This is a genomic window from Nonomuraea sp. NPDC049709 (genome assembly GCF_040674815.1).
In the GTDB taxonomy this organism is placed as follows: Bacteria; Actinomycetota; Actinomycetes; order Streptosporangiales; family Streptosporangiaceae; genus Nonomuraea.
Window position 1 is genome coordinate 84401 of sequence record NZ_JBFANM010000036.1, and the last position, 18903, is coordinate 103303.

Below are 18903 nucleotides of genomic sequence, written 5' to 3' on the forward strand. Positions count from 1 at the left end.
GCGAGCTTCACCCGCCGAACAGCGAGCTTCACCCGCTGAACGGCGAGGCGATGCTGCCCTCGCTGATCAGCCGCTCCAGGGTCCGCTGCATGGACTTGGCGTCGTTCAGGTGCGGGAACGGTTCCCCTTCGGGAACGTCCACGTCCAGGAACCGGCAGAGCGGCTCCCACCCCTCGCGCACGTCGAACACCAGCAGCCGCTCCTCGGGCAGGCTCTCCTTGACCGTGGCCACGTGCCGCTCGAACGCCGCCACGGCGCTCTCCTCGTCGGGCAGCCCGTCCCGGAACGACCGGCCGTCTCCGAAGACGGAGCCGGTGATGTGGTCGAGCACCGGCTGGAGCCGCATCATGCCCCGGAAGAAGCCCGCCGCCGCCTCCGGGATGTCGTCGGGCAACTGCCGCCCGGGGCCGTTGGCGATCAGCATCTGCATGCTCACGTACCAGGCGTGCGGGTCGCGTACGGTGAGCACGACCTTCGCCTCCGGGTACGCCCGCGCCTGCTCCCGCCAGAAGTGGGCGGCCGGCCAGTCCTGCGTGGAGTTGAACCCGTCGAACACGTGCTCCCAGTCCACCTCGGCGCCCTCGGCGAGGGGCAGCCACCGGTCGACGCGATCCTGTTGGGTCATGATGTCGAACATGTGATGACAGGGCCCGAACCCGAGCCGTTCCAGAGCCGCCTTCATCGAGCTGGTTCCGGTGCGCGGGAAGCCCGCGCCTATGACGGTAAGCACATCGCACCTCCATGAGTGATCTACCGCCTATGAGGCGCGCGGGGGCGCGACTGTGACACGGCGCGGCGGATTGGCCTCGGTAGCGCGCGGGTAAGGAGCACACTTGGCCGCCGCACCCCCGCGCCGGCCGGAAACAGGGGGAAGGACCACGTCATGACCGTCATGCTCGCCGACGGCCGCCCGATGCCGCGCCTGGGGCTGGGCACCTGGCCCATGGACGACGAGGAGGCCCGCCAGGCCGTCACCCACGCCGTCTCGCTCGGCTACCGGCTGATCGACACCGCCGCCAGCTACGGCAACGAGCGGGGCGTCGGTGCCGCCGTGGCCGACGCGCCGGTCGCCAGGGAGGAGCTGTTCGTCACCACGAAGCTGCGCGGCTCCCAGCACGGCTACGACGCGGCCCTGCGCGGCTTCGAGGAGAGCCGGGCCCGGCTCGGCCTCGACTACGTCGACCTCTACCTCATCCACTGGCCGCTGCCCGGCCGCGACCTCTACGCCGACACCTGGCGAGCCTTCGTACACTTGCGCGAGCAGGGCCTGGCCCGCTCGATCGGCGTCTCCAACTTCACGCCCGCGCAGATCGAGCGGGTGGCCGACGAGACCGGCGTCTGGCCGGCCGTCAACCAGGTCGAGCTGCATCCCGGCTTCCCCCAGCGCGACGTGCGCGCCTGGCACGCCGAGCACGACATCGTGACCGAGTCGTGGAGCCCGCTCGGCGCCGGCCGCAAGCTGCTGGACGAGCCGGTGGTCTGCGACCTGGCCGCCGCCCACGGTCGCACGCCCGCCCAGGTGGTGCTCCGCTGGCACGCGCAGCTCGGCGCCGTGCCCATCCCCAAGTCGGCCAACCCGGAGCGCATGCGGCAGAACTTCGAGGTGTTCGACTTCAGCCTGTCGCCGGAGGACATGGCCCGCCTCGACGCCCTCGACGGCGCCGGCCGCCTCGGCGGCGACCCCGACACGCACGTGGAGTTCTGAAGGGGGGCCTTGAAGGGGGCTTTGAAGGGGAGCACCGGAACAAGTGGCAGCAGCACAGGGCCAGAACAGCGCTAGAACGCCGTGTTGGCCAGCCAGTGATCCAGCAGCGCCCGCTTCCCGCTGACGTCGCCGGGCGGCACGCGCCGCGCGAACACCAGCATGATCTCGGTCATCGAGCCCGACACCACCACGTCGCCGTCGCTGCGCCCGCGCTCCCACCGGATCCCCTCGGGCAGCCTGGTGACCAGCCAGCCGTCCATCCCGTGCGGCCGGACCCCGAGCCGCTCGCCCGCGCCGCGCAACCTGGCCAGCTCGGGGACGAACGCCTCCACCACCGCCGTCCGCGCCATCATCTCCAGACCCTCGGTCAGCACGTCCGCCGCCAGGTCGTCGGCGATCCGGTACGCGGCCCCCGTCGTGAGTGCCGCGTCGTAGTGGTGGATGGCGGTCTCGCAGAACATCCTGCGCAGCCACAACGTCGCCGGCGCCGGGCCCACGATCGACCACATCCGGGCCCCGGGATCGGCCTCCCCGACGGCCGTGATCAGCTCCTCGGCGCCGGCGCGCAGCCACCCCTCCCATTCACCCGGCGGGCCGGGGTCGGCCTCGCGCGGGTAGGGGATCGGCTGGGGCGCCCCCGTCCGTACGATTTCCGCCGCCCACCGGTCGGCCTGGCCGATGTGCCCCACCAAGGTGGCCAGCCGCCACTCCGGGCAGGTCGGCACCGTGGCGTCCGGCTCGCCGCCGGCCGCCGCGCGGGCGAACCCGGCGGTGTGCTCCCGCAGGGCCTGCACGAGCCGCGTGGTGTCGGGCGCTGTGTCGGGCGCTGGGTCGGGCGCTGGGTCCACTGGCGCCATGACGGAACTCCTCTCGAACGGGTACGCCAGTACGGTAGGAACTCCAGTCCAGTGGAGGTTCAAGCCCAAGCTGCTCCAAACTCGCCGACGATCGGCAAATCGCGCTCGCGTCCCCTTCCGGCATCCGTGACCCCGCACCCGAGGAACATCGGTTCATCTTGCGGATCGAGGCCGCCCAGGCGTGCCAGGCGCCGGCGGACACCTCGCGCCGGGTCAAGCGTGGCGCGGCCGCCGCCGCCATGGCCGCCGTCGTCAACAAGATGCCGATGGACCAGCAGGCCGAGATGTTCGTCCGCCACCCGAAGCTGTGACAGCACGCCTGCGCGGTGGCCGCCTGGTCCGAGATCCAGCGGAACCACCGATGAGGTGCCCACCCGCCGAGGCCGTATCAACTGGAACGGCTACCCCGACGGTGCCAAGCGCGGCCGCGTGTGCGTCCGCTCCACCGAGAAACGGGACGTCACCTGGACGGGACAGCAGCCCGGCCGGGAGATCACCTCGCCGGCTGCACGGTCCCACTGGTCGTCCGTGGCCGCGCCGCACTTCACCGCGAAACCTGACGGATGGCCGGCGTCCGTCATCCCCTCCATGCCATCCCTCATGGGCTGACGTGGAGGGGTCATGATCCAGCAGAAGGACATCGGTCGCCGGGTGCTCGACGTGGCAATGGAGCCGAACGCTTCGCGGGCGACCACGATCCGGGGTTACCTGTACGCGCTCGCCGCCGCCGTTCGAGCAAGAACGACCCCGCGCTTCTCGCCGAACAACCGCAACGCTGACCACCTCGGGCAGGCGGGTGGGACGGCTGGCTTCCGCACGGCCGCTCACCCGCCCGCGCGATGCCGCGAGCCGCCAAGGGTTGCAGCCAGCTGGGCGTGTCGTGCTTCATCGTCTCGCGTCAGCAAGAACGCCGGCCTCCTCGCCGGCCGCCTGGCCGGCTTCTCGGCCAAGCCCGCGGAGTCTGCGCCTCTCACCGGCTGGACTCGAGGGAGAACACCTCCTCTCCGGCGTAGGATTCTGGTTTGACCGGTCAAACCAGAGAGAATGGATCATGCCCATGCTAGAGGGACGCTCCGCGTTGATCACCGGTGGCGCAGGAGACATCGGTGCCGCGATGGCCGCCGAGCTGACGCGCAGGGGAGCTCGGGTTACGCTCCTGGACGTGAAGTCGCCGGCCGAGGCCCGCGCGTGGATCGCCACCGCATCCGCCCACGGCAAGGTGGGCTACGTGCAGGCCGACGTGCGCGATCGGCAGTCCCTGGACGCCGCCGTCGACGAGGTCGGACATCTCGATATCGCAATCGCCAACGCCGGCGTCGTCAAATCCGCTCCGTTCCTGGAGATCTCTGTCGAGGATTGGGAGCAACAGCTGGCGATCAATCTCACCGGCTGCTTCCACACGGCCCAGGCGTCCGCACGGCGCATGGTGGCCCAAGGATCTGGCGGGCGTATCGTGCTGACGGGATCCTGGGTCGGCACGGTGCCGTGGCCGGAGATCGCGGCCTACAGCGCGTCGAAGGCCGGCGTGGCGATGCTCGCCCGGTCGATGGCCAAGGAGCTGGCACCGCACGGCATCCTCGTCAACGCCCTCGCGCCGGGAATTGTGGCCGCGGGCTTGGCCAAGTGGCAGTTCGACAACGAGCCCGCCTACGCCGCGCGGGCCGCCCAGGCCATTCCGCTGGGAGTTCCGCAATCCCCCGAGCAGGTGGCCCGGGTGGCCGCGTTCCTGTGCTCGCCCGACGCCGACTACATCACCGGCACGACCCTGCTGGCCGACGGCGGCTGCTCACTGTTCAACCAGGACTGACAGGAACGTCCTGAAGATCTTGGTGGGTGGGTCGGCATGAGTTGGCCCGTCCACTGGTCAGGTGCCTCGGGCCACCAGCCAGGTCACGGCGCGTTCGACCATGGGCCGCCGGCGTCGGTAGTCGTTCTGCAAGTCGGGGTCGGTGGCGGCTTGGAGATCGTGGTGAGGGCGGATGGTGGGGATTGGGCCGGTCTTGGCGGTGGTGCACCGATCGTGGAGGGACGGATCCCATGAAGATCAATCTGAGAACAGACTCTATCGCTGACGGGAGTTGGGCTCCAGTCGCAGCAGGTCGTCATCAGGGCCGTCGAGCGCGGTCAGCACCGATTCGATGATGCCGTCGAGTGACACACCCGGCCCCATCACCCGGGTGAGCTCACGGCGGGCGAGCGTGTCGAGCCCCTGGTCAAGGTCCTCGCCGTAGTGGTAGTGCGCCACTGACAGGTGGCCCTCCATGGCGCGGCGAGCCCGTTCGGTGTCGCGGTCGGCGATCGCCGCGAGGATGTCGTCGTGGTACGGGGCGCCCTCGCGGACGATCGTGGGGTCGGCGAGGCTGCGCAGCATGTATTCGAAGGTGAGCCCAGCGATCGACAGGAACATCACCTCCAGCACGGAGTTACGGGCGGCCCGCGCGATGAGGATGTGGAAGGCGATGTCGGCGCGGGCCTTCTCTACGACGTTGCCGGCCTTCTCGAAGGCGTTCAGCATCTTGCGCAGCGCGGTCAGGTCGTCCTCGGTCGCGTTTCGCGCGGCCAGCACGGCGGCGTGGGTCTCCAGCATGATCCGCGCGTCGGTCACCTCGCGCGGGGTGGCGTTGCGCCGGCGGTAATAGGCCTCCAGCGGGCGGATGCTGTCGACACTGCTCGGCTCGCGGACGAACGTGCCGCGCCCGGGAATCACCCGGACCAGCCCACGCTCCTGTAGTTCCTTGATGACTTCTCGGACGGAGGGGCGGCTGAGCCCGAAACGCTGGGCAAGCAGCCGCTCGGAGGGGAGCCGGCTGCCCGGGCTGATCTTCCCGGTGAGCAGGGCGTCCTCGAGATAGCTGGACAGCGTGTCACGCGGAACGGCGTCAATCGTCACCGGTGATCCTCCCGACAGCACCCTGCGCGGTCAGACCGGATGCTAGTTCCCGCCCCCGCAGGGGGCAAACGTCCCTGATCATGATAGCCGACGGTATGTCATGCGGACGGTGACGTCGTCGACCGTGGCCAGCGGGATCCGCCCGTCGGCGGGCGGCACCGCGCGGCCGTCGACGGTGATCTCGGTGGGCCGCTCGGCGGCTCCCTCGGGAAGGGGCAGGCTCAGGGAGAGCCGGTCCGGTGCCGGGTGGGCGCCGCCGTGGCGGGTGTAGCGGACGGTGACCGTGACCACGTCCGTGTGCTCGGTCGTGACGTGCAGGCTGATCGGCCCGAAGCGGGTGGTGCTGCGCTCCAGCTCGATGGTCTGACCGGCCCCGAACCACTCAGCCGGTACGGCAGGCAGCAGTTCGAGTGTGTCGTCCCGCTCGAACAGCAGCAGATGCCTGACCAGTCGCACGAATTCGGCCGAGGCCCAGTTGTGCGGCATGTCCCCCCACAGCTGCCCGTGGCCGGTGGCGGTCAGCGACTGCTCCTCTCGCCATACGCGGGTGGGCGCGGCATGGTTGGCGAAGGCGTAGAGGTAGTCGACCGCCTTGTCGGCGCGGCCGGCGTAGAGCCACGCGTGCGCGGCGAACGAGGCGGCGTAGGGCCAGACGGCGCGGTAGGGCAGCCAGCCGGTCTCGGCAGGAATCCCCTGCTCGTCATCGAGCGCGTCGAACAGTGCCAGCAGGTCGGTGACCACGTGGTCGCCGGGCTCGAACACCTCGCCCGGCCAGATGGCCTGGCACAGCGCCCACGTGGCGCTGCCGGGCCGGATCCGATGCCATGCGGCCACGTCGGTCTCGACGGGACCCGCGTGGTAGTGATGCGAGCCGCTCTCCGGGTGGATCATGGGCAGGTACGCGAGTCCTTCCTCCCGGTGCCGGCGGGCCGCCTTGTCGAAGTTGGCGCGCAGCTGGAGGTATTGCGCGTGAATCGCGTCGCGATCGGATGCGCGGCCGAGCATCGTCGCTCCCCTGACCGCGGCGCGCAGCCCCGCGAGGGTCCACAGCGTGGTGGTGTACTCCGCCCGTACGCCTGCCACTCCTCCGTCGGCGAACGCCGGCGGCATCAGGCCGTGCAGCGGGTGGCCGATGGGCAACGCGTCGGCTTGGCGGCGCAGGTCGGCGATGTGGTTGATGGCGCGCAGCACTACCGGCCAGTGCGAGCTGAGGGCGCCGCGCGGGTCGGTGCTGAGCTCCGACTGCCGCACCAGCGTGGCGATCGCGATCGCGGTCTCCTTGATGTGCGGTGCCATCTCCAACCCGGTGATGGAGCCGTCGGGTCTGGCCCGGCGCAGGAGTACCCGCACCCCGGCGTCGGCGTCGGCGGCAAAGCCGAGGTAGCGGGCCGTCTCCAGGATGAAATGGCCGTCGACGATCCACAAGCCGCGGTAGACCGTGGCGCCGACCTGCGGCACCGGCAGCCCGTCGTGGATCTCCCGCGCCTGCAGCAGGTTGCGCACGCAGGCCACCAGCAGGTCCTGCACGGCGGGGTCGGGCACGGTGATCGGCAGCCGTAGCGCTGGAAGCTCGTCCCAGAAGGCGCGGGCACGGGTCAGGGCGGCCTCGGCCCAGGCCAGGTCCACGATGGCGGGCGTCTCGGCCACGGCCGGCTGCGGCAGGACCAGTGCCCCGCCGATACGCCCGCCTGGTCGCAGGATCTCGGGGGTGACGTCGAGGCCGGTGGCGGGGCGGAATCCGGTCGGGTGGGCGAGATGGAGCCGTTGCGGCCGGTGGACCAGGGCGACAGGGCCGAGCGGCGTGCCGTCTTGTTCGGCGGTGTCGTCCATCCAGATCGGCTGGGCAGGAGCCTGCTCGGGCGCCACCGAGTAGGCGACGTGGAACGGTGTCGTGCCACCCGTCAGCACCGCGTCGCGGTCGTGGTGGTCGATGTGCAATCCGGTGAGCACCTCGCCGTCGTCGCCGATGTGCGTCAGCTCCCACATCACGACATCGGCGCGGAAGCCGTCGTGCCCGTGGGCGAAGGCGGTCAGCGTGAGCTCAAGCCGGGGGTAGCGCATGGTGGTGACCACGATGGGGCGTGCGGCGGACTCGGTGCGCTGGGTCACCGACACGGGCCGGTCGGCGGTCTGGGCGGAGAACTCCACGACGGTGGCGAAGTGCCAGGCCGCGAGATGCGTCTGCGTGAAGCCGTAGAGCAGGGCGCCGTCCTCGCGGACCAGGGTCTTGTGCGGGTCGTCGGGCAGGCAGATCGCTGTCCAGCGCGAGGGGGGCGCGAACCGGAAATCGATGGCGTGGGACACGTACGGAGCCTTCCTTCTCCTCGAAAGGGGTCAGCCCTTGACGGCGCCCTGCAGCATGCCGCGGATCACATGGCGTTGCAGGAAAAGGTAGACGATGACGACGGGGACGGTGACGATGAGGGCCCCGGCCGACAGGCCGGCGACGTCGGTGGTGCGCTGGCCGACGAACAGGCCCAGGCCGGCGGGCGCGGTGCGGACGGCCGGATCCTGCAGCAGCACCAGCGACAGCAGGAACTCGTTCCAGCTCCAGACGAAGAACAGGACCATGAGCGTGGTGACGGCGGGCCGGGCGACAGGCAGCAAGATACGGAACAGGACGGTGAAGGAGTTGGCGCCGTCCATGCGGGCCGCCTCGATCAGCGCGCGGGGCGTGGAAAGGAAGAAGGCCCGCATCCAGAACGTGCCGAACGACACCGACAACCCGATCTCGGGCAGCATCAGGCCCAGGTAGTTGTCGGTGAGACCGAACTGGCGCAGGTCGTAGTAGAGCGGCACCACGGTGGCCTCGTACGGCATGACGATGCCGATCAGCATCACGTAGAACAGCGGGGTGCTGCCACGGAACCGCATGGTGCCGAAGGCATACCCGGTCATCACAGACAGCACCGTCGCGACCGGAACCACCACCACCGCGACGATAACGCTCGAGGTGATGAGGTCGCCGAAGGAGCCGGTGCTCCACGCCCGCGCGAAGTTGCCCCACTGCGGATCGTCTGGCCAGCTCAGGCCGGTGACCGGCGCCCCCTGAGGCTGCAGGGCAACCGAGAGGATGCTGAACAGGGGGAGCAGTACGGCAAGGGCGAACAGGCACAGGAAGGTGTAGGCGCCGAGCCGTTCGAAACGGGCGTTCACAGCTTCTCCCGCAGCAACCGGGTGATCAACAGGACCACAGTGAAGATGAGCACGGTGAGCATCACGGCGACCGCACAGGCCTCGCCCACGGCCCCCTGGCGGAAGGCCAGCTTGTAGATCTCGAAACCGGGGACGTTGGTGGCGTTGCCCGGGCCGCCACCGGTGGTGACGTAGACCAGGTCGAAGGAGCGCAGCGCGGCGATCGTGGTGAGCGTGAGCCCCACGGCCATCTCCTGCTTGAGTCCTGGCAAGGTCACCGCGAAGAACTCCCTGACCGGACCGGCTCCGTCCACGCGGGCCGCCTCGTACAGACTGGCGTCAATCTTGCTGATGCCGGCCAGGAACAACACCATGCACAGCCCGGACATCACCCAGGTGCCGACCAGCCCGAGCGCGGGCAGCGCCCAGGTGAAGTCACCCAGCCAGGCGCGGGCCAGCCCGTCCAGGCCGACCGCGGACAGCAGCTGGTTGATGGTCCCCTCGTCGGCGTACATCCACCGCCACGCGATGCCGACCACCACCGCGGTCACCACCTGGGGCAGGAAGATCACGGTGCGGAAGAAGCCCAGCCCGCGCAGCCGGAACCGCGACAGTACGGAGGCCAGCACCAGTCCCAGGCCGACGGGCAGCGCGGCGAAGAAGAACAGGAACACCATCGAGTGGCTGAAAGCGGTGCGGACGTCGGGATCGGCCAGCTGCTCGGTGTAGTTGTCCAGCCCGGTCCAGGTGCCGAGGGTGATGCCGTCCCAGTCGTACAGCGACAGCCAGGCGGTGTGCCCCAGCGGCATCAGAACGAACAGCGCGAAGACCAGGAAACCGGGCAGGATGTACAGGTAGGCGACTCTGGAGTTGGCCCTCATAGCGCCCTAGCCGTTGCCGCGTTCGTCGGCCCAGTTCTCCTGGACCGTGGAGATGAGCTCGTCCGGCGTCGTCTTACCGGCGATCAGCTGCTGGACCGCCGGGAAGAGGGTGTCGCCCATCGACGGGGTCGCCCAGTCGAGGTAGAGCGCCAGCCCGTCGTCGGCGAGAACCTGCTGCCAGGTCTCCACCAAACCCTCCTGGGCACTGCCCGCCTTGGATATGCCCGCGTCACGCTCGGCGACGGGCAGGTAACCGCCCTGGAAGAGCGTGGCCGCGTTCTCCGGCCGGGTCATGAAGTCGATGAAGTTGGCGGCGACGTCGGGGTACCTGGTCTTGGCCGAGATGCTGAACGGCGAGGTGGTCGCGCCCGTCGCGCGGATCGGGTCACCGGCCTTGACCGGCGGCATCGCGGTGAATCCTGCCTTGCCGTCCATGTTCTCGTCGATACGCGACCGGTTCCAGCTGCCGGAGACCATGAAGACGCCCTTGCCCTTGACGAACTTGCCGACGCCGTCGCTGTCGGAAGTGCCGTTGGCGGAGGAGTCGATGTAGCCGGCCTTGGCCCATTCCGCGAGGGTCTTGGTGGCCTGCTGCACACCGGGACTGTCGAAGGTGGCGCCCTTGCGGCCGTAGACCCAGTTGAGCCCGTTCTCGTGCGGCTCGTACTGAGCGATCAGATCGGACAGCACGTGATTGCCCGGCCAGGCCTCCAGGTTGCCGAGCTGGATCGGCGTCTCGCCCGCCGCCTTGGCCTTGGCCAGCGCGTCCTGGAAGGCGGCCAGATCCTTGAAGGGGGTGGTGATGCCGAGCTTGGCGAGCTTGTCCCGGTTGTAGTAGACGCCGACCAGGTTGCCGCCCAAGGCTATGCCGTACAGCTCGCCGGTGCCGAAGGTCTTGCCGTCCTTGGAGAACCGGGCCTGGTCGAGCAGGCCCGGCTTGAACCGCTCGCTCCAGCCGTACAGCTTGGCGTACTCATCCAGCGGCCGAAGCAGGCCCGCCTGGACCAGCGGGCCCTGCATCGTCTGCGCCTGGCCGGCCTGAGCGATGTCGGGCGCCGATTCCGAGGACATCTGCAGCTTGATGTTCTTGCCGTAGTCGGCGAAGGCCGTGTACGTCGGTTTGATCGTGATGTTGGGGTGAAGCTGCTGATACTTGGCGGCCAGCAGCTCGATCGCCTTCCCCTGGCCGCCTTCCTCAAAGTGGCTCAGTGTCAACGTGACCGGCTCGGTCGGCAGCGCACTGGACACAGCCTTGACCGCGTCGGGGGCTTCGGCGGGTGCGGCACCAGGGGCGCAGGCCGTCACGGAGGCGGTTATGAGGGCCAGGCCGGCGATCGTACGTATCGTCAACGGCATCGCAGACTCCTTTGCGGGCTTACCGGTCAGACCACCATCTAGGTAAACAGGAGGTTTCGTCAACCATGACCGGACATCAGCCCGGAGTTGCGGTCAGACCAGTCTGGCCGATAAGAAGACATGTATGAGCATCGAAGGCATCGAGACACTCGTCGTCGAGGAACTGCCCAACCTGCTGCTGGTTCAGGTGCACCTCGATTCGGGAATCGTCGGGCTGGGCGAGACCTACTACGGCGCCGCCGCGGCCGAGGCGCACCTCCACGAGGCTCTGGCGCCCGCCCTGGTCGGGCGCGCCATGCCGCGGGACGCGGACGAGCTGCGGGCGCTGCTGACGGAGCTGGAGGGCTATGTCGGCTACCTGGGCAGCGGCGCCGAGGTCCGCGCGCTGTCGGCCGTTGACCTGGCACTGTGGGACGCGATGGGTCAGGAGGCCGGCCTGCCGCTGACCGAACTGCTCGGCGGCCGGGTCAGGAGCGACGTGCAGATCTACAACACCTGCGCGGGCCCGCACTACATGCGCCACCCCAGCGGTCAGAAGTCGGCCAACTGGGGGGTGTCCGGCGAAGGACGCCACGAGGACCTCTACGGCTTCCTCCACCACGCCGACCGACTGGCCGAGGATCTTCTGTCCGAGGGGGTGTCGGCCATGAAGATCTGGCCCTTCGACGTCTACGCCGAACGTTCGGCGGGACGCGAGATCAGCCGGGCCGACCTCGATGCCGGACTCGGCCCCTTGCGCAAGGTGCGCGACGCCGTCGGTGATCGCATGCGCCTCCTCGTGGAACTGCACGGCTTGTGGGAGCCGTCCGCGGCGCAGGTCATTCTGGCGGCGCTCGCGGAGTTCGACCCCCTGTGGGTCGAGGACCCGATACGGCCGGATCGCTACGTCGAGCTCGGCGAACTGCGAGCGACCAGCCCGGTTCCGATCGCCGCCGGTGAGACGCTGGGTGGCCGCACGGCCGTGGCCCCTCTGCTCGATCGGCGCGGGGTGGACGTCCTCATCGCCGACCTCGGCTGGTGTGGCGGGATCAGCGAGGTCCTGGCTCTGGCCGAGCGCACGCTCGCGGCCGAAGTGCCCCTCGCGCTGCACGACTGCAGCGGGCCCGTGGTGCTGGCCGCCTCGGCGCACCTGGCCGTCCATCTGCCGCACGTGTTCATCCAGGAGACCACCAGGGCCTACTACTCAAGCTGGTACCCGCAGCTTGTCACCGGCCTGCCGGACATCTCCTCCGGCCGGCTGAGCCCGGGAACCGCCCCTGGCCACGGAGTCCGGCTCCGCCCCGATCTCAACCAGAGCGCCACTGTACGCCGCCGCGTAACCGGCGCCACCCATCCCGTCCCACTGGCCCGATAACCAGCGCTCACGTGGCCCCTCGGAAGGCTGTCCAGGCGGTGATGATCGCTACCGTCCAGAAGGGTGCCGAGCCTGGTCCCGGTCAGGTCGGAGCGATTCACCGCACCCTGGCAACGTGATGCTCGGGACGCTCGGGCATGTGGTCACAAGGGTGCCGTCGTCATCGCTGAACGGGTCTGCCGGGGGTGATCTCGGTGCCGAACCAGCCGCCGTGGCCGCCGGCCATGTGAGCGATGGCGTTGGCCGTTAACTCGACGGCGACCAGGAGGATGGGCACTTTCAATGACGAGATCGTGGCCGAGTTCCGGGCCGACGGCGCAGTGGTCGGCGGCATGTTCGAGGGCAGGAATCTGCTCCTCCTTCACACCGTGGGCCGCCACAGCGGCATAGCCCGCGTGAGCCTGCTGGCGTACACCGCTGACGGAGACACCTTCCTCCTCTGCGGCAGCAACGGCGGCGCGCCGAAGGACCCGGAATGGGTCGCCAACGCCGCAGCGATGTCCGAGGTGACGCTGGAGGTCGGCAGGCGGACCCTCAAGGCGATCCCTCGGCTTGTCACTTCTGAACTGCCCGACTGGGGGCGGGTCTACAACTTGTGGATGGACAACCTGCCCGGCCTGAGGGACTACGAGAACAAGGCCACCCGTAAGTTCTCGATCCTGGCACTCGACCCGGTCGACCATTGGTCGAAGTAACGAGTGCGCCTCTTCCGGCACTCGGCGTGCCCGTCTGGACGCACCTGGGTATGGGTGCCGAAGAATGCGACGCCGTCGGGGGCGCCAACCGCCCGGGGTCTTGGGGAAGAGGGTCAGATCACGAGCTGACGCGGTCGTCCAGGTCCTGCAGTTGGCACGGGTACGTGATTGCGAGGCGGGTCAGAGCGACGAGGAGCCCGACGGTGATCCCGACCGTCGCCCGGAGCAGGCGCCGGCGTGCGGGGGCGGTGGTGTAGCGGGCGATGGTCCACCAGGCCAGGTCCCGGGTGTGGTTGCGAGTCAGGACTTGGGCCAGGTGGCTGAGCCAGAGGCCGCTGGTAACAGGCCTGGCCCTTCCCGGGACGTGGCTCATGGGCTGGGGGAGATGTGGCTCATGGTGACCCGCTGCCTGGGAGCGGCGTCGACCGTTGATCGCGTACGAGTCCTACGGGGTGCCGCCCCGGGCGGCGCGGCGGCGCTCGGTGAGCCGCCGGGCCTTGGCCGTGTTGCCGCAGTCGGCCATGCGGCACCAGCGGCGGGAGCCGTTGCGGCTCTGATCGAGGAACAGCCACCCGCAGCCGCCGTCGCGTAGGGGGCAGCGGCGTACCCGGGTCAGGTCGGCCGTCCGCAGGACGTCGAGTGCGGCCTCGGCGACCCGGTCGGGTATCAGCATGGCGGGTATCGTGCCGTAGGTGAGCCGCACCTGCGGTGGGTCGCCTCTGTCGAGCACCAGCGCGGCTCTGGCGGCTGCTCCGGCCCATCGCTCGTGCAGCGCGACCAGCGCGGCCCCGGCCGCGATCGGATCCCCCTCGCCCGCGTCGCCATCCGGCCCGCCGTCGGCGGGCCGGATCGTTGCGAGCACCACGAGGTGCACCCCTTCCCGGATGTCCCGTACGGTGGCCAGCCCCGCCTGCGCCGACGCGGGATCGTCATGCCACGCCTGGCCGGCCCGATCGCGCTCCGCGTCGCTGATCAGGCCTGCCCTGGCCGCCCAGCGCAGCAACGCGGGGGCGTCGGACAGATAGTCGTGGGGCGGCCCGCCGTCGAGCGGTACCCCTCGTTCGAGCGTGTTGACCAGATCGAGCGCGGGGTGCCCGCCGACCAGGGGAAGGTGTTCCACGTCGAGCGACATGCCCTTGAGGCTACCACTCAAGGCAGGCAAGGAGGTTGCACGGTTGGTGCGTTGAGCATGGGATCACGTGACTCGCGCGCCCTCGGGCAGAGGGTCGGCGGCCGTGGCCGGCGCGATCTTCCGCCGGCTGGACAGGACCGGCTCGGCCAGCACGATGGCGAACGCCGCCAGGCTGAGCAGCGCCCCGGCCAGTGCCGTGCTGCGCACGCCCGGACCGGGCAGCAGCACGCTGCCGAGGAACGCGCCCGCGGTGATGCCCACATTGAACGCCGTGGAGGTAGCGGCGCTCGCCATGACCGACTCGCCCGGCGCGTACACGAGCACCCGCGATCCCAGTACGGCGGTCAGGCCCGCGAGTGTGAAGCCGGACAGGGAGATCGCGATGACGGTCCCGACCGGGGAGGCGCCGAATGCGTACTGCCCGGCGAGCGCCAACGCCTGCAGGCCTATGAGCCCCGTCATGGTGATCCAGCCGTGGCGGTCGACGAGGTAGCCCACCACGAACACGCCGGCCAGGCCCGCGATCCCGCGTGCCAGCAGAAGCGGGCCGATCGATGACTCGGTGAAGCCGCTGACGTCGCTCAGGAACGGGCTGATGTAGGTGAACGCCGTGAACGCGCCGGTGACCGCGACCGCCGTGGTGACCACGATCGACAGGTACCGGCCGCGGTCGGGCGCGCTGCCCCGGTCCGCCGCGCCCTGCCCGGCGGGCGTGTCGGGCAGGACGGCCGCGATCGTGGCGAGGACGAGCAGGGCCAGGCCGCTGAGCGCGAGGAACGCCACCCGCCAGTTGGTCTGCTGGCCGAGCCACGTGCCGGCCGGGATGCCGGTCAGCGCGGCGCTGGAGGCACCGGCGTACAGGATGGACAGGGCCCGGCCGCGCACCTCGGCCCGGAAGAGGCCGGCGGCGGCCGGCGTCACGATGGCCCAGAACAGCGCCTGGCTCAGCGCGGTCACCATCCGGGCGCCCATGAGCAGCCAGTAGTTCCCCGCCATGGCTGACAGGCAGGTCGCCACGACGAAGATGCCTAACAGGACGCACAGCAGCCGCCGCCGGGGCAGCCGGCGAGTCAGTCGCGTGAGCGGCAGGGACACCAGCACGATGATCAGGCCGTATCCGGTGACCAGGAGCCCGACCGCTGACGGGCTGGTGCCGAGATCCTGGGCGATCAGGGGGAGCAGGCCGATGGGCAGCGACTCGGTGGTCACGTAGACGAACACGGCCAGGGTGAGGGCGGTCAGTGCGACGATGGCCGACTTGCTTCCGAAGCGTTCTTGCACGCGTTCTCCTCGGCTGATTCACCATCGTTCTGGATGATGAAGGTAGCTTCTTGGGGGGTGTCTCGCGGAAATGTCCTGTTGACATGAATGTAGACGTGCTTCTGCTACCGGTCAACGCCATTTAAGCGGTACGCTGGCGGCTGTGTGGGAGCCCGGGCGCGGGGCGGGTTCCTGTGGGGCTCATGAATAGGATGCTGGGGTCTGACCTGCCGGTTTCTCGGGTGGTGTCAGCCAGCCCACTATCAGCTGGCGATCCGGTACTCGTTGATGAGGCCGCCGAGGATGGTTTTGCGGTGGACACCGTGGTCGGCCAGGTCAATGGGGCTTGGCGGTCCTGTTTCGGCTGGCGATGGGGGCAGCTGTCCGATGCCGCGGTGAGGTCGGGCCGTGTTGTAGTGCGCCAGGTGGCGGATGAGCGTTCGACGTAGATGGTGCTCGTCGAGGATGAGCATGCTGTCCAGGAGGTCGCGGCGTAGGGTGCCGATGAGCCGTTCGCAGTGCGCGTTCGTCTTCGGAGCTTGCTGTGGGCTCTTGATGACGCACAGGCCGGCGGCGGCGAAGACCACGTTGAAGGCATCGGTGAACTGGCCGCCGCGGTCGCGGATCAGGAATTTCAGCCCCGTCAGGTCGGCGCCGGTGTCACCGTTCATCAGGAAGTTGCGGGCGGCCTGGTTGGTCCACGGGCCGGTGGGGTTGGTGGTGACGCCGAGCAGGTGGGCGCGGTGGCTGCCGTGTTCGAGCATGATCAGGGCATACAGGCGTGTGAGGTTGACGGTGTCCACATGGAGGAAGCCGACGGCGGCGATGTGCTCGGCCCGGGCGGTCGGGAACTGCTTCCATGTCGGCCCGCTGCGGCGCGGGGCGGGGCCGTGTCGATGGGCGCGCTGCACCGCCGGCAGCCCTCGGGCTAGCGCGGACAGCACCGCTCGATCCGCCCACGACAGTCTCGGACGGCCAACCTGACGGCGCAGCACGGCGACCTCGTGCCGCAGGACGAGGATCTCCATGTTCTTGGACGCGTCGCTACGGGGCAGCAGTCTCAGCCAGCCCACAAGGCGGCAGAAGATCAATATAGAAGAGACGGAGCGTCACGAGCCTCGAGCATCCCCGACCCAGGCCACTGCTCAGACCAGGAAGCCGAGAGAAACCCGCAGCTTGCGACCATGAACGGAGTATTGACATCTTTCAGGTAGGCCAGGCGAAGGAGCATGACTGATCATCCTGCCGCACGCGTTTCCGTCTCCTGGGTGGCCGGAGTGCGCGCCGCCACGCGAAGCCCTCACATGGACATGACCTGGGCGGATGTGATTTTCGGCAGGCGCAACATTGACGTCCGATCTGCGCTCGTGATCGTGGAACGGAGCCCGTTGGGCTGGCAGCCCCCTTCGCAGGCGGTCGCGCCAAGGGGTATTCCCCTGTGACGAGACAGCCCGGCAAAAAGCGAGATGTCCAGTTGCGACGTACGTCTCCCCCATCGCACCGCGGTGCAGACCACGACGTTCCACCGCACAGTGCGAACCCGCAGAGCAGAAGATGGAACGATCGTCGATGAGGCCATCTCACTTCGGTGCCTAGGACTTCGTGCAGGTAAGGCGGGGCTCGACGTCGTACACGGTGTGGAAGCGCTGCTTGCGGAGGACTTTCCCGTCCTTCTTGAAGATGCGCCACACGTCGATGGCGAACCCCTCCGCGCCCTCCATGGGGATGCACTCAGGATCGGAATCGGTGAGCTCCGTGATGGGCTTGACGTTGTAGCGCCCGAAACTCTGCGATTCGATCTCGTAGCGCTTGGTGCTCCAGAAATCCACGGTGATGGAGGTGCCGGTGTACGACGTCTTGATGAGCACCCCGTACTTCGAGTCGTTGCGCCAGCGGAAGTCCGGTTGCGGATACGAGACCGTGGACTCGCGGCCGGCCGGGTAGCGGGAGATGTAGAACTGGTGAGCACGATGCTGGACGTCTTCGAAGCCGCCGAAGAAGACGGCGTTGGACATGGTGGTGGCGAACTGTGAGACACCGCCACCGACGTCGTTGACGAACCGGTTGTTGAGGATCATCGGCGCCTCGACGAACCCACGCGCCCTGTCCCGGCGGCCGACCACGCCGTTGAGCGAGAACGTCTCCCCGGGCTGTACCACGTAGCCGTCCACGATATCGGCGATGCGGTGGATGTTGGTCACGCGCGGGGCGCAGCAGGGGTGCTGGGTGGTGTACGAGCTGACCTTCTGCTTGACGCCCAGCTTCTTCGCCTCGGCCGTGGTCACCCGCGGTTGCCGCGCCACCGCGGGCAGTTCGACGCGCCGGTCGTCTGCCGTCACGGCCTCGTTGATCGCCGGGCCAAGCGCCTCGACCTCGGCGCCACGGCCCGCTCGCGAGGGGATGACCAGTGGCCTGCCATTGACGATCTTGAAGGAGGCGTCCTTCGGCGGAGTGCTCACCAGGGCCTTGGCCAGGGCCGCGGTGACGTCGGAGGCGTTGAAGAAGGGCCGCAGGCCGCCCTTGCCGTCGGAGACGAAGCGGAGGCCGGCGGCCAGCTGCTCTCTCGACACGGTGGCCTCCTTGCCGCCGCTGGCGACCGTGACAGGAGCCGCGACCGCCGTGCGCGCGGTGGTCGCGGCGACGCGACGGACCTCGGCGGCGGTAAGGGCGGGTGGCGCCACCTGAACGTCCAGTTCGGCGGAGGTGAGGCCGGCCACGAAGGCGGCCCGTACCGCTTGCGCCGCCGACCCGCCGCGATCCAGCGTCCGGCCAGGCTTGGGCAGTGTGGCTCGCGGTTCCAGCCCCTGGTATCGGATGCCGCCCTCCACCGGCTTTCTGTCCACGGACTTGGCCAGGCCGGCGAGTCCGGTGGCGAGCCGCTGGTCGTCCACGGTGACCACGGGACGGATCTGCCGGGTGCCGAAGAGGGAGCGGGCGATGCCCGCCGGCGTGGTGGCACCCTCCATCGCGGCCGCGACCGTCGCCTGCGTGTCGAAGCCCAGGCCCAGCTCTGCGGGCGTGAGCTGTTTCCGCTTGTTCCCCGCGATCAGCGTCAACGGCTGCGTCAACCGCCCGCTCAGGCCCTCTCCGAGGCGGGCGCGAGCGGATTCGGGTGGCAGCCCGCCGATATCGATGCCGTTCACCCGGGTGCCGGGAGGGACCTTCCCGGCGAGCGCGATGGCGGGCACGACGTAGGCGAGCGCCGCGATGATGACGACGGTGGCCAGGATGAGCACGAGCGGCGAGCGCAGGGCGCTCATGAAGCCGCCGGACCTACGACGGCGGTTGGGCCGGGGAGCGCTCATGGGGCCGCCGGGTAGAAGACGTCCGTGCTCACCCGCAGCCCGCCCAGGATGGCCGCGTCGATGCGGTCCGGCTCGGCGGCGCTCGCGGCCAGGGCGGGGGTGTCCTCCTCAGTACCGCGTATCCAGGTCTTCCTCCCGGCGGAGCTCGCCCCTACCCGCGCTGTCCGGCTGTCGTAGGCGTACAGCCTGCTTCCCGCAGCTTGCACCGTATGAAAGTCGGCGACGCCGCTCGCGGATACGGCCGCCCGCGTGCGACCGGCGTCGCCGCTGTGGGCGAGGCCCTGATACGGGCTGATGGCCTGCGGGTCATCGGGGTGGCCACCTGCCAGAGAC

General features: G+C 69.4%; 18 protein-coding genes. 5 read left to right on the forward strand and 13 right to left on the reverse strand.

Going from position 1 to position 18903, the window contains the following annotated elements:
- Positions 1-28 precede the first annotated feature (28 nt).
- Positions 29-730, reverse strand: a complete 702-nt coding sequence (locus AB0J69_RS32555; protein ID WP_364125050.1) for a sulfotransferase family protein — start codon at positions 728-730, stop codon at positions 29-31.
- Between the two features lie 153 nt (positions 731-883).
- On the opposite strand from AB0J69_RS32555, the gene AB0J69_RS32560 reads away from it, so the two are divergent.
- Positions 884-1705 (forward strand): aldo/keto reductase, encoded by an 822-nt coding sequence (locus AB0J69_RS32560; protein ID WP_364125052.1) that lies wholly within the window; start codon positions 884-886, stop codon positions 1703-1705.
- A 71-nt stretch (positions 1706-1776) separates the two neighbouring features.
- Here AB0J69_RS32560 and AB0J69_RS32565 read toward each other — a convergent pair whose 3' ends face one another.
- A complete protein-coding gene (locus tag AB0J69_RS32565) occupies positions 1777-2562 on the reverse strand; it encodes a maleylpyruvate isomerase family mycothiol-dependent enzyme (RefSeq protein WP_364125054.1) in 786 nt (261 codons plus the stop codon).
- A 158-nt stretch (positions 2563-2720) separates the two neighbouring features.
- Here AB0J69_RS32565 and AB0J69_RS32570 point away from each other — a divergent pair, with 158 nt between their 5' ends.
- Together AB0J69_RS32570 and AB0J69_RS32575 are read left to right on the forward strand one after the other, a co-directional pair.
- On the forward strand, positions 2721-2873 hold the full coding sequence (locus tag AB0J69_RS32570; protein WP_364125057.1) for a hypothetical protein: 153 nt from the start codon (positions 2721-2723) through the stop codon (positions 2871-2873).
- Between the two features lie 746 nt (positions 2874-3619).
- Complete coding sequence (locus tag AB0J69_RS32575; protein ID WP_364125140.1) at positions 3620-4369, forward strand: SDR family oxidoreductase; 750 nt, start codon at positions 3620-3622, stop codon at positions 4367-4369.
- 255 nt (positions 4370-4624) lie between these two features.
- Here AB0J69_RS32575 and AB0J69_RS32580 read toward each other — a convergent pair whose 3' ends face one another.
- From AB0J69_RS32580 to AB0J69_RS32600, 5 genes are all read right to left on the reverse strand, one after another.
- Positions 4625-5452 (reverse strand): FadR/GntR family transcriptional regulator, encoded by an 828-nt coding sequence (locus tag AB0J69_RS32580; RefSeq protein ID WP_364125060.1) that lies wholly within the window; start codon positions 5450-5452, stop codon positions 4625-4627.
- 78 nt (positions 5453-5530) lie between these two features.
- The gene (locus tag AB0J69_RS32585; protein ID WP_364125062.1) at positions 5531-7756 is read right to left on the reverse strand and encodes a hypothetical protein; all 2226 of its coding nucleotides are present in this window, start codon (positions 7754-7756) and stop codon (positions 5531-5533) included.
- A 30-nt stretch (positions 7757-7786) separates the two neighbouring features.
- Positions 7787-8608 (reverse strand): carbohydrate ABC transporter permease, encoded by an 822-nt coding sequence (locus AB0J69_RS32590; protein ID WP_364125065.1) that lies wholly within the window; start codon positions 8606-8608, stop codon positions 7787-7789.
- The gene (locus AB0J69_RS32595; protein ID WP_364125068.1) at positions 8605-9468 is read right to left on the reverse strand and encodes a sugar ABC transporter permease; all 864 of its coding nucleotides are present in this window, start codon (positions 9466-9468) and stop codon (positions 8605-8607) included. Before AB0J69_RS32595 ends, AB0J69_RS32590 begins: the two co-directional genes overlap by 4 nt.
- Before the next feature lie 6 nt (positions 9469-9474).
- Positions 9475-10824 (reverse strand): extracellular solute-binding protein, encoded by a 1350-nt coding sequence (locus tag AB0J69_RS32600; RefSeq protein ID WP_364125071.1) that lies wholly within the window; start codon positions 10822-10824, stop codon positions 9475-9477.
- A 124-nt stretch (positions 10825-10948) separates the two neighbouring features.
- Here AB0J69_RS32600 and AB0J69_RS32605 point away from each other — a divergent pair, with 124 nt between their 5' ends.
- Entirely contained in the window at positions 10949-12178 is a 1230-nt protein-coding gene (locus AB0J69_RS32605) for a mandelate racemase/muconate lactonizing enzyme family protein (RefSeq protein ID WP_364125073.1), read from the forward strand.
- A 269-nt stretch (positions 12179-12447) separates the two neighbouring features.
- Positions 12448-12873 (forward strand): nitroreductase/quinone reductase family protein, encoded by a 426-nt coding sequence (locus tag AB0J69_RS32610; RefSeq protein WP_364125076.1) that lies wholly within the window; start codon positions 12448-12450, stop codon positions 12871-12873.
- Positions 12874-12991: 118 nt separating this feature from the next.
- Here AB0J69_RS32610 and AB0J69_RS32615 read toward each other — a convergent pair whose 3' ends face one another.
- From AB0J69_RS32615 to AB0J69_RS32640, 6 genes are all read right to left on the reverse strand, one after another.
- Entirely contained in the window at positions 12992-13246 is a 255-nt protein-coding gene (locus tag AB0J69_RS32615; protein WP_364125079.1) for a hypothetical protein, read from the reverse strand.
- A 72-nt stretch (positions 13247-13318) separates the two neighbouring features.
- Entirely contained in the window at positions 13319-14005 is a 687-nt protein-coding gene (locus AB0J69_RS32620) for a CGNR zinc finger domain-containing protein (protein WP_364125082.1), read from the reverse strand.
- A 63-nt stretch (positions 14006-14068) separates the two neighbouring features.
- Complete coding sequence (locus AB0J69_RS32625) at positions 14069-15286, reverse strand: MFS transporter (RefSeq protein ID WP_364125085.1); 1218 nt, start codon at positions 15284-15286, stop codon at positions 14069-14071.
- A gap of 242 nt (positions 15287-15528) precedes the next feature.
- Positions 15529-16293, reverse strand: a complete 765-nt coding sequence (locus AB0J69_RS32630; protein ID WP_364125088.1) for an integrase core domain-containing protein — start codon at positions 16291-16293, stop codon at positions 15529-15531.
- 564 nt (positions 16294-16857) lie between these two features.
- On the reverse strand, positions 16858-18570 hold the full coding sequence (locus AB0J69_RS32635; RefSeq protein ID WP_364125091.1) for a VanW family protein: 1713 nt from the start codon (positions 18568-18570) through the stop codon (positions 16858-16860).
- Positions 18567-18776 (reverse strand): hypothetical protein, encoded by a 210-nt coding sequence (locus AB0J69_RS32640; RefSeq protein WP_364125094.1) that lies wholly within the window; start codon positions 18774-18776, stop codon positions 18567-18569. Before AB0J69_RS32640 ends, AB0J69_RS32635 begins: the two co-directional genes overlap by 4 nt.
- Between the last annotated feature and the right edge of the window lie 127 nt (positions 18777-18903).

Bases quoted from the DNA above. Each gene is read 5' to 3' on its own strand.
- AB0J69_RS32595 (WP_364125068.1), bottom strand. From the start codon at position 9,468: ATGAGGGCCAACTCCAGAGTCGCCTACCTGTACATCCTGCCCGGTTTC.
- AB0J69_RS32610 (WP_364125076.1), top strand. From the start codon at position 12,448: ATGGGCACTTTCAATGACGAGATCGTGGCCGAGTTCCGGGCCGACGGC.
- AB0J69_RS32635 (WP_364125091.1), bottom strand. From the start codon at position 18,570: ATGAGCGCTCCCCGGCCCAACCGCCGTCGTAGGTCCGGCGGCTTCATG.
- AB0J69_RS32630 (WP_364125088.1), bottom strand. From the start codon at position 16,293: ATGGAGATCCTCGTCCTGCGGCACGAGGTCGCCGTGCTGCGCCGTCAG.
- AB0J69_RS32575 (WP_364125140.1), top strand. From the start codon at position 3,620: ATGCTAGAGGGACGCTCCGCGTTGATCACCGGTGGCGCAGGAGACATC.
- AB0J69_RS32605 (WP_364125073.1), top strand. From the start codon at position 10,949: ATGAGCATCGAAGGCATCGAGACACTCGTCGTCGAGGAACTGCCCAAC.
- AB0J69_RS32600 (WP_364125071.1), bottom strand. From the start codon at position 10,824: ATGCCGTTGACGATACGTACGATCGCCGGCCTGGCCCTCATAACCGCC.
- AB0J69_RS32565 (WP_364125054.1), bottom strand. From the start codon at position 2,562: ATGGCGCCAGTGGACCCAGCGCCCGACCCAGCGCCCGACACAGCGCCC.
- AB0J69_RS32560 (WP_364125052.1), top strand. From the start codon at position 884: ATGACCGTCATGCTCGCCGACGGCCGCCCGATGCCGCGCCTGGGGCTG.
- AB0J69_RS32620 (WP_364125082.1), bottom strand. From the start codon at position 14,005: ATGTCGCTCGACGTGGAACACCTTCCCCTGGTCGGCGGGCACCCCGCG.
- AB0J69_RS32615 (WP_364125079.1), bottom strand. From the start codon at position 13,246: ATGAGCCACGTCCCGGGAAGGGCCAGGCCTGTTACCAGCGGCCTCTGG.